The organism is Streptomyces sp. NPDC002386, from assembly GCF_053593175.1.
The window spans coordinates 1-9,564 of the sequence record NZ_JBSFBX010000005.1 but is presented as its reverse complement, the minus strand read 5'-3'; the positions used below and the strand labels follow the sequence as shown (position 1 = coordinate 9,564).

The following is a 9,564-nucleotide window of genomic DNA, read 5'->3' as shown; positions in this document are numbered from 1 at the left end:
CCGGGGTTCGCCGTCACCGACACCGTCGGCACCGGCTACTTCACGCACCCCCTGGGCGACGCCGGCACGGACACCGGCGCTTTCCCGGGGTTCACCGTCACCGACACCGGCTCCTTCGCTCCGGTCCCTGCCCCGTTCACCCTCGACACGCGGGCGGACAGGGCCATCGCGTTCGCCCGCGCGCAGATCGGCAAGCCCTGTGTGTGGGGGGCCACCGGACCGGACTCCTACGACTGCTCCAGCCTCACCCGGGCCGCGTGGCAGGCCGCCGGGGTCACACTGCCGCGCGCCGCGCACGAACAGGCACTGTCCGGCACTCCGGTCACTCTCGCCGCGCTCGAACCGGGCGACCTCGTCCTGTTCTTCGACGACGACCGGCACGTGGGCCTGCACACCGGAGGCGGCATGATGATCCATGCGCCGGGCCCGGGATCCACCATCCGCGAGGAGTCGGTCTACGGCGCCGGCGAGTCCGCGATCCACCGGGTGATCCGGCCCGCCTGACCCGGTCCGACCGCGCCCCGGTCCGGACCCCGGACCGGGGCATAAGCGGCTCCTTGAACCCCCATAAGATCAGCTTATGAGGTCATAGACCGGACCCGCGTACTAACTTAGGGCTGCCTTAGCTTAGGCTTCCCGATCGAGCGAGTCTCCTTTTTCAGGCTCGAATGTTCACGCTCGAAGGGAACTGATCATGCCGCGCCCCCTGCGGGTAGCCATCGTCGGAGCCGGCCCGGCCGGGATCTACGCCGCCGACGCCCTGCTCAAGTCCGAGGTGGCCGCCGAGCCCGGTGTCTCCATCGACCTCTTCGAGCGGATGCCCGCCCCGTTCGGCCTGATCCGCTACGGCGTGGCGCCCGACCACCCGCGCATCAAGGGCATCATCACCGCCCTGCACCAGGTGCTCGACAAGCCGCAGATCCGGCTCTTCGGCAACGTCGACTACCCCACCGACATCAGCCTGGACGACCTCCGGGCGTTCTACGACGCGGTGATCTTCTCCACCGGCGCCACGGCCGACCGCGAGCTGTCCGTACCCGGTGTCGAACTGGACGGCTCGTACGGCGCCGCGGACTTCGTGTCCTGGTACGACGGCCACCCGGACGTGCCGCGCACCTGGCCGCTGGAGGCCGAGAAGGTCGCCGTGCTCGGCGTCGGCAACGTGGCCCTCGACGTGGCCCGCGTACTCGCCAAGACGGCGGACGAACTGCTGCCCACGGAGATCCCGCCGAACGTGTACGACGGGCTGAAGGCGAACCGGGCCAAGGAGATCCACGTCTTCGGCCGCCGCGGTCCCGCCCAGGCGAAGTTCAGCCCCATGGAGCTGCGCGAGCTGGACCACTCCCCCAACATCGAGGTCATCGTCGACCCCGAGGACATCGACTACGACGCGGGGTCCATCGAGACCCGGCGCGGCAACAAGCAGGCCGACATGGTCGCCAAGACGCTGGAGAAGTGGGCGATCCGCGACACCGGCGACCGGCCGCACAAGCTGTTCCTGCACTTCTTCGAGTCCCCGGCGGAGATCCTCGGTGAGGACGGCAGGGTCGTCGGCCTGCGCACCGAGCGCACCGCGCTCGACGGCACCGGGAACGTGAAGGGCACCGGCGAGTTCAAGGACTGGGACGTCAGCGCCGTGTACCGCGCCGTCGGCTACCTCTCCGACAAGCTGCCCAAGCTGCCCTGGGACCTGGACTCCGGCACGGTCCCGGACCGGGGCGGCCGGGTCCTGGAGGAGAGCGGCGGCCACCTGCAGTCGACGTACGTCACCGGCTGGATCCGGCGCGGGCCCATCGGCCTCATCGGCCACACCAAGGGCGACGCCAACGAGACCGTGGCCAACCTGCTGGACGACCACGCGAACGGCCGCCTGCACACCCCCGCCGCGCCGGCGCCGGAGGCCGTGGACGCCTTCCTCGCCGAGCGCGAGGTCCGCTTCACCACGTGGGAGGGCTGGTACCGGCTGGACGCCGCCGAGCGCGCGCTGGGCGAGCCGCAGGGCCGTGAGCGCGTGAAGCTCGTCGAGCGTGAGGACATGCTGCGGGAGAGCGGCGCGTAACACCTGCCGGTGGACGGGGCCCGCCCCAAGCGGATGGGTGGGCGGGCCCCGTCCGACGGACCATTCTGGACGTCCGGGCAGAGCCGCGGGACGTGTGCACGGCGGTCGCGTGACGCGTGCGGCCCGCGCCCCGGGTGAACCGCGCGTGCCTCGTGTGAGCCGCGCGCGTCACGGGCACCCGGCGCGCGGCCCGTGCGCGGGAGCGCCGCCCGCGCGCCGGGCGCGTGGGCACACCACCGCCGGGGGCGTCCGCGACACGGCCCGCGCCTGTGTCACCGGCGGCGCGGCGCGCCGCTCGGGGCCCCGTCGACGGGTTCGGCCCCCTGGCGGTGATACTGGGTAGCGCACCTGCCCCCATCAGCAGATTGGCCCATGTCGAACTCCGCCGCCGACCACGCCACCATCCCGCAGACCCTCTGGGCGGCCCGTGGCCGCCACCCCGGCCCCGCCGCCGAGGACGTCGTCCGCCGCACCCTGGGACGGCACAAGGAGAGCGGGGACATCGACGACTTCGCCGAGCCGCCCGTGCCCGACGACTCCCCCGTACGGATCTTCGAGGCCCGCTGGCGGGCCGGCGGGACCGTGACCGTGCGGGCCCGGCTCACCCTCGTACCGCGGGCCGCCCGCCCCGAGGGGCAGGAGTGGACGCTCGTCGCCGAGGCGGAGCGGCCGTGGGACGAGACATGGCCCTCCCCCGCGACCCTGTTCTGGCCCGAGGCCGGACCGGCGGACGGCGCGGACGGCGACTGGGACCACCACCCCACCGTCGCCGGCCTGCGTCTCCGTCAGGTCAACCCGCTGCCCGACGACGACAAGGAGACACGGCGCCGGCTGAAGGACGCGGCCCGCGACTCCTGGTGCGCGCACCTCGTCGTGCACGAGGCCATGACCCCCGACGAACAGGGCAGGCTGCCCCTGGCCCGGCTGCTGCCGCCGGGGCTCCGGCACCGCGTCATGGAGCACCGGGCCGCGCCGCAGCAGCATCGCGGCGTCAACTGGGCGCTGAAGGACCTCGGCGTCGAGCTGCCCCGCGGCGGTGCCGTGCTGCTGCCGCCGGACCCGGCGCCCGAGGACTACGACAGCCGTGAGCACACCGTGCGCACCGTGTTCCTGGACGGCTCCGAGCCGGCCGGGCTCGTGGCGGCGCTGCGCCACTTCACGGCTCTCCCCCGGCCCCTGCCGCGTGGCGCGCTGGAGGCGCTGACGGACCTGCGCGAGAACTGGACCCTGACGACGCTCCAGGAGGAACTGGAGCGGCAGCGGGAGCTGGTCGCCATGTACGCCGACGCGCTGGAGTCGATGACCAGGTCCCGGGACCTGTACCGGGAGGCCGCCGAGCAGGCCCACCAGGCGCTGGCCGCCCTCCGTGACGCGCCCGCCCCCGCCGCCCTGCCGCAGCAGCAGCGGACCGCCGCCCGCACGCCCGCCGCGCTCCAGCAGCTGACCCGGACCTTCGAACGGCTGCGCTTCACCGCCAAGGGCCCGCGCCCGGCCGCGGATGGGCCCTCCGAAACCGCGGACGCCCCGGGCGTCCCCGGGCTTCCCGGCGTCCCCGAAGCCCCCGAGGTTCCCGAAGCCCCCGGCGTCGGGAGCTCCGGCAGCGCGGGCGCGGCGGAACGGCGGTAGTGGAGCCCCGCGCGAGGCGGTACGGCGGCCGGGACCGGGCAGAGGGAGAGGAAGGGGAACCGAACGGGGCCGCACCGGCCCGCCCCGTCCGTCACGAGGGACTGGAGGCCGCATGGATTCCACCGCGTTCTGGCTGGTGACAGGCGCCGTCGTCGCGGCGGTGCTGCTCGCCGTCGCCGTCGTCCTGCTGGTGCGCCTGGTGCGCGCCCGGCGCACGTTGCGGCGCGCCGGGCTCCCGACCGGACCGCGGTGGGTGTTCTGGGGTGCGGTCGCGTACCTGGTACTGCCCACCGATCTGCTGCCGGACCCGGTCTACCTGGACGACATCGCCGTCCTGCTCCTCGCTCTGCGCAGCCTGCGGGCCGGCCGCGTCCTGCCGGAGAGTACCGAGCCGCGGGCCGGCCGCGTCCTGCCGCCGACGACCAAGGAGTCGTGAACCGGCCCCGTGTGACCGGCCACACCGGTCCGCCGCGCGGCCGCGCGTCCCGTGCCCGCCCTGCCCGCCCGGCGCACCTGGCCGCGACGCGGCCGGGCGCCGGCGGCGTCCCGCCGCGTGCGCGGGCCGCGCCCCCGCCCGTCCCCGGACGTCCGGCGCGGACGCGGTGACCGGGACGTACGGCCGGCACCGCCGGAAGCCTCCTCGGTACACGCCCTCGCCACCCGGAGCCGCGCAGTGTAGACATGGGCTCATGGTCCGACTGCCCGGCCGGCCCGAGACACGGCCGCCCCGTTCGTTCGGGCATCCGCACGCACCGAGGCAGCAGGCACCCGGTGCGAACGGCGCACCGCCGGGCGTGCTGCGGTCGGCGGTGACCGGACGCAGCGTCGCCGGGCAGGTGTTCCTGCTGCAGGTGGTGATCGTGCTGCTGCTGGTCGTGTCGGCCGTGGTGGCGCAGGTGCTCCAGGTGCGGCACGACAGTGACCAGGAGGCCCGCAACCGCTCGCTCGCCGTCGCCGAGTCGTTCGCCAACGCGCCCGGCACGGCAGCCGCGCTGCGCGCACCGGACCCGACGGCCGTCCTGCAGCCGCGTGCCGAGGCCACCCGCAAGGCGACGGGCGTGGACTTCGTCGTCGTCATGTCGACCGACGGCACCCGGTACACCCATCCCAAGCCCGACCGGATCGGCAAGAAGTTCGTCGGGACGATCGCCCCGGCCGTCGCCGGGGGCACGGTCGTCGAGGAGGTCAACGGGACGATCGGCCCGCTCGTGCAGGTCGTGGTGCCGGTCAAGGACAAGTCCGGCAAGGTCGTGGGCCTCGTGTCGTCCGGGATCACCACGGCGCACGTGGGCGGGACCGCCGACCAGCAGCTTCCCCTGCTGCTCGCCGCGGCCGCGGCGGCGATGGCCCTGGCCACCGCGGGCACGGCCCTGGTCAGCAGACGGCTGCTGCGCCAGACGCACGGCCTCGGGCCGTTCGAGATGACCCGGATGTACGAACACCACGACGCGGTGCTGCACGCCGTCCGGGAGGGTGTCCTCATCGTCGGGGGCGGCGGCAGGCTGCTGCTCGCCAACGACGAGGCGCAGCGGCTGCTGGACCTGCCCGAGGACGCCGAGCAGCGGCATGTGCTGGAGCTGGGGCTGGACGACGAGACGGCCGGGCTGCTCGCCTCCGGGCGGGTCGCCACGGACGAGGTGCATCTGGTCAAGGACCGGCTGCTGGCCATCAACCAGCGCCCCACCGACCTGCGCGGCGGGCCGCCGGGCAGCGTCACCACGCTCCGCGACTCCACCGAGCTGCGCGCCCTGTCCGGCCGCGCGGAGGTGGCGCGCGAGCGGCTGAACATGCTGTACGACGCCGGGGTGGGCATCGGTACCAGCCTGGACGTGTCCCGTACGGCGGAGGAGCTGGCCGAGCTGGCCGTGCCCCGGTTCGCGGACTTCGTCACCGTGGACCTGTTCGACGCGGTGCTGAAGGGCGAGGAGCCGAAGCCGGGCACCGCGCTGCGCCGGGCGGCGTTCAGCGGCATCCGCAAGGACGCCCCGCTGTACCCGCTGGGTGAGCGCATCCGCTTCGTGTCGACGTCGCCGCAGGCCCGGAGCCTGACCACGGGGCAGTCCGTCGTGGAGCCGGTGCTCCGTGCGGCGCCCGGCTGGCTGGCGCAGGACGCGCGGCGCACCGGACAGGTGGTGGACTACGGCATCCACTCGCTGATCACCGTGCCGCTGCGGGCGGGCAGCCTGGTCCTGGGCCTGGCCAATTTCTGGCGGTCGGAGAAGCCGCAGCCGTTCGACGCCGAGGAGCTGGCCCTCGCCGAGGAGCTGGTGGCGCGGGCCGCCGTGTCCATCGACAACGCCCGCCGCTACACCCGTGAGCACAGCATGGCGGTGGCCCTCCAGCGCAGCCTGCTGCCGCGCTCCCTGCCCGAGCAGGGGGCCCTGGACATCGCCTACCGCTATCTGCCGGCGCAGGCCGGGGTGGGCGGCGACTGGTTCGACGTACTGCCGCTGTCCGGTGCGCGGGTGGCCCTGGTGGTGGGGGACGTCGTCGGGCACGGGCTGCACGCGGCGGCGACGATGGGCCGGCTGCGCACGGCGGTGCACAACTTCTCCGCGCTCGACCTGCCGCCCGACGAACTGCTCGGCCTGCTGGACGAGCTGGTGGGCCGGATCGACCAGGACGAGACCCCGGCCGACGGCGCCGCGGTCACCGGCGCGACCTGTCTGTACGCGGTGTACGACCCGGTGTCCCGGCGCTGCACCGTCGCCCGGGCCGGGCATCCGCCGCCGGTGCTGGTGCGCCCGGACGGCGAGGTGGAGTTCCCCGAGGTGCCCGCGGGTCCCCCGCTGGGCCTGGGCGGGCTGCCGTTCGAGACGGTGGACCTGGAGCTGGCGGAGGGCAGCAGTCTGGTCCTCTACACCGACGGTCTGGTGGAGGACCGGGACCGGGACATCGACGTCGGCCTCGAGCTGCTGCGCGACGCGCTGCGCCGGGCGCGAGGCGCCTCGCCGGAGGAGACCTGCCGGACCGTCCTGGACCGCCTCCCGGCCCGGCCCAGCGACGACGTCGCGCTGATCGTGGCGCGCACCAGGGTGCTCGGCGCGGACCGGATCGCCGAGTGGCGGGTGCCGTCCGATCCGGCGGCCGTCGCCGAGGTGCGGGCCTCGGTGGCCCGGCGGCTCGACGACTGGGGCCTGGAGGAGCTGTCGTTCACCACGGAGCTGATCCTCAGCGAGCTGGTGACCAACGCGATCCGCTACGGGCGCGGCCCGATCGGGGTACGGCTGCTGCGCGAGCGGACGCTGATCTGCGAGGTCTCCGACGGCAGCACCACCTCCCCGCACCTGCGGTACGCGGCGAGCACCGACGAGGGCGGCCGGGGTCTCTTCCTGGTCGCGCAGCTCGCCGAGCGCTGGGGCACCCGGTACACCCCCAACGGGAAGATCATCTGGGCGGAGCAGCCACTGCCCTGACGGCCGGGGCCCGCCGCGGCGGGCCCGGTGCCCGGTGCCGGTGGCGGCTCAGCCGAGGGCGCGGTCGAGGTTGAAGGCGGCGCTGATCAGGGACAGGTGGGTGAAGGCCTGCGGGAAGTTGCCCTGCTGCTCGCCGGTGCGGCCGATCTCCTCGGCGTACAGGCCGAGGTGGTTGGCGTAGGTGAGCATCTTCTCGAAGGCCAGCCGGGCCTCGTCCACCCGCCCGGCCCGGACCATGGCCTCGACGTACCAGAACGAGCAGATCGAGAAGGTGCCCTCGTCGCCGCGGAGTCCGTCGGGGCTGGCCTGCGGGTCGTAGCGGTAGACGAGGGAGTCGGAGACCAGGTCCTCGGTGAGGGCGTCCAGGGTGGACAGCCACTTGGGGTCGGTGGGGGCGATGAACTTGGCGAGCGGCATCATGAGCACGGCCGCGTCGAGCACCTCACTGTCCTCGTGCTGGACGAAGGCGCCGCGCCGGTCGGACCAGCCGCGGTCCATGATCCACCGGTAGATGGCGTCGCGGGACTGGCGCCAGCGGGGCAGGTCGGCGGGGAGTCCGCGCCGGTTGGCCAGGCGGATGGCCCGCTCCACGGCCACCCAGCACATCAGCCGCGAGTACAGGAAGTTCCGGCGGCCGCCCCGGGTCTCCCACACGCCCTCGTCGGGCTGGTCCCAGTGGTCGCACACCCACGCCACGAGGTGGCACACGTCGTCCCACTGGCCGCTGGAGATGGGCTGGGCCCACTTGTCGTAGAGGTAGATGGAGTCGATCAGGGCGCCGTAGATGTCGAGCTGGAGCTGGTCGGCGGCGGCGTTGCCGACCCGGACCGGGGCGGAGCCGAGATGGCCCTCCAGGTAGGTCAGTTCGCGTTCGGGCAGTTCGGTGCGGCCGTCGATGCCGTACATGATCTGCAGGGGGCCGGAGTGGTCGCCGCAGCCGGGGCTGATGTGCGTGGTCAGGAACCGCATGAACGCCTCGGCCTCGCCGGTGAAGCCGAGCCGCAGCAGCGCGTAGACGGCGAAGGCGGCGTCGCGCACCCACACGTAGCGGTAGTCCCAGTTGCGCTCGCCGCCGAGCTGCTCGGGCAGGCTGGTGGTGGGCGCGGCGACGATGGCGCCGGTGGGCGCGTAGGTGAGGAGCTTGAGGGTGAGCGCGGAGCGGTGGACCATCTCGCGCCAGCGGCCCCGGTAGCGGGACTGGTGCAGCCAGCGCCGCCAGTAGGTGACGGTGGCGTTGAACTCGTGCTCGGCCTCCATGTGCGGGCAGCCGCGCGGTGGCACCTCCTCCCCGGCCAGGTCCAGCGCGAACACCGCGGTCTCGCCCTCGCCGAGCTTGAAGTCGGCCCACGCGTCCCGCCCGTCGCACTCCATGACGACGGTGGAGGTGAGGGCCAGGGACCGCTCGGGGGACTCGAAGAGGAGCAGGCCGTTCAGCGGGCGCACCGTGTGCGGGTCGGCGCCGTAGTTGAAGCGGGGCGCGACCCTGGCGCGGAAGGGCACGGTGCCGCGCACGCACACCACGCGCCGGATCAGCCGGTGCCGGCCCGACTCGGCGGCCTGCCCGTCCCCGGTGACCGGCATGAAGTCCTGCACCTCGCCGACGCCGTCCTCGGTGAAGAAGCGGGTGATCAGCACGTTGGTGTCGGGGAAGTAGAACTGCTTGGTACGGCCCGGTACGGCGGCGGCCAGTTCGAAGCTGCCGCCGCGCTCGGCGTCCAGGATCGACGCGAAGACGCTGGGGGCGTCGAAGGACGGTGAGCAGTACCAGTCGATCGTGCCGTTGGTGCCGACCAGCGCGACACTGCGCAGGTCGCCGATGAGTCCGTGCTCGGCGATCGGCAGGTAGCGGGGGCTTCGGGACGACTCCTGCTGGAAGGGCATCTCGGCCATCGTGAGGCCTCCCCGGTGCGGGTCGGTGCGGTTTTCCAGGGTATGGGCGGATTTCCAGCTTACGGGCGAGTGCTTCGGCGCGGGCTGGGCAGGCGGTCCTCACCCCGCTCTGCGGCCCCTTCCGGATGCAGGGTCCGCCGCGGCGGTGAATGGTGAGAGTGTGCCCCGTTCGGCGGCACCGGCACGGATGCGGTCATCCGGACCGAGGAGGAGGCATCATGTCGACATCCACACCCGAAGGGTCCCGGTCGTCCGACGACCACTGCACCCCGGACGCCCTGCTCCACTCCGCTCCTTCACGGGGTCTGACCCCGGAGGACCTGGTGATGGCGACGGGCAGGGACGTCACCCCGGCGACTCTCGACTGGGCGCGCCGCAAGCTGGAGACCGAGGGTCCGTCGGCCATCGAGAAGCTGCTGCCCTGACAGGGCGGTCCGGGAAACAGGCAGGACACCAACGGGGAGGCGCCGGGGGGGGCCCCCCCCCGGCGGGGGGGGGGCCCCCCCGCGCCCCGGGGGGGGGGCGGGGCCCGGTGGGGCGGGGGGGGGGGGGGGGACGGGGGGGCGTGTAGGG

The 9,564-nt window shown here is 73.8% G+C and carries 7 protein-coding genes; 6 read left to right on the top strand and 1 reads right to left on the bottom strand.

Features of this window, described 5'->3' with window-relative positions:
* From ACWCPN_RS12005 to ACWCPN_RS11985, 5 genes are all read left to right on the top strand, one after another.
* The coding region (locus tag ACWCPN_RS12005) for a C40 family peptidase (RefSeq protein ID WP_451204556.1) at nucleotides 1–504 on the top strand (504 nt) is incomplete at its 5' end.
* A gap of 190 nt (nucleotides 505–694) precedes the next feature.
* On the top strand, nucleotides 695–2,059 hold the full coding sequence (locus ACWCPN_RS12000; RefSeq protein WP_451204554.1) for an FAD-dependent oxidoreductase: 1,365 nt from the start codon (nucleotides 695–697) through the stop codon (nucleotides 2,057–2,059).
* A gap of 372 nt (nucleotides 2,060–2,431) precedes the next feature.
* Nucleotides 2,432–3,685 (top strand): hypothetical protein, encoded by a 1,254-nt coding sequence (locus ACWCPN_RS11995; protein WP_451204552.1) that lies wholly within the window; start codon nucleotides 2,432–2,434, stop codon nucleotides 3,683–3,685.
* Nucleotides 3,686–3,797: 112 nt separating this feature from the next.
* Nucleotides 3,798–4,121, top strand: a complete 324-nt coding sequence (locus ACWCPN_RS11990; protein ID WP_199213104.1) for a DUF1232 domain-containing protein — start codon at nucleotides 3,798–3,800, stop codon at nucleotides 4,119–4,121.
* 253 nt (nucleotides 4,122–4,374) lie between these two features.
* On the top strand, nucleotides 4,375–7,101 hold the full coding sequence (locus ACWCPN_RS11985) for a SpoIIE family protein phosphatase (RefSeq protein ID WP_451204550.1): 2,727 nt from the start codon (nucleotides 4,375–4,377) through the stop codon (nucleotides 7,099–7,101).
* Between the two features lie 48 nt (nucleotides 7,102–7,149).
* Here ACWCPN_RS11985 and ACWCPN_RS11980 read toward each other — a convergent pair whose 3' ends face one another.
* A complete protein-coding gene (locus tag ACWCPN_RS11980) occupies nucleotides 7,150–8,991 on the bottom strand; it encodes a glycoside hydrolase family 15 protein (RefSeq protein WP_451204548.1) in 1,842 nt (613 codons plus the stop codon).
* Nucleotides 8,992–9,209: 218 nt separating this feature from the next.
* Between ACWCPN_RS11980 and ACWCPN_RS11975 the strand changes: the two genes are divergently transcribed.
* Entirely contained in the window at nucleotides 9,210–9,416 is a 207-nt protein-coding gene (locus ACWCPN_RS11975; protein ID WP_359549655.1) for a hypothetical protein, read from the top strand.
* Nucleotides 9,417–9,564: the final 148 nt, after the last annotated feature.

Bases quoted from the DNA above. Each gene is read 5' to 3' on its own strand.
- ACWCPN_RS12000 (WP_451204554.1), top strand. From the start codon at position 695: ATGCCGCGCCCCCTGCGGGTAGCCATCGTCGGAGCCGGCCCGGCCGGG.
- ACWCPN_RS11980 (WP_451204548.1), bottom strand. From the start codon at position 8,991: ATGGCCGAGATGCCCTTCCAGCAGGAGTCGTCCCGAAGCCCCCGCTAC.
- ACWCPN_RS11985 (WP_451204550.1), top strand. From the start codon at position 4,375: ATGGTCCGACTGCCCGGCCGGCCCGAGACACGGCCGCCCCGTTCGTTC.
- ACWCPN_RS11975 (WP_359549655.1), top strand. From the start codon at position 9,210: ATGTCGACATCCACACCCGAAGGGTCCCGGTCGTCCGACGACCACTGC.
- ACWCPN_RS11995 (WP_451204552.1), top strand. From the start codon at position 2,432: ATGTCGAACTCCGCCGCCGACCACGCCACCATCCCGCAGACCCTCTGG.
- ACWCPN_RS11990 (WP_199213104.1), top strand. From the start codon at position 3,798: ATGGATTCCACCGCGTTCTGGCTGGTGACAGGCGCCGTCGTCGCGGCG.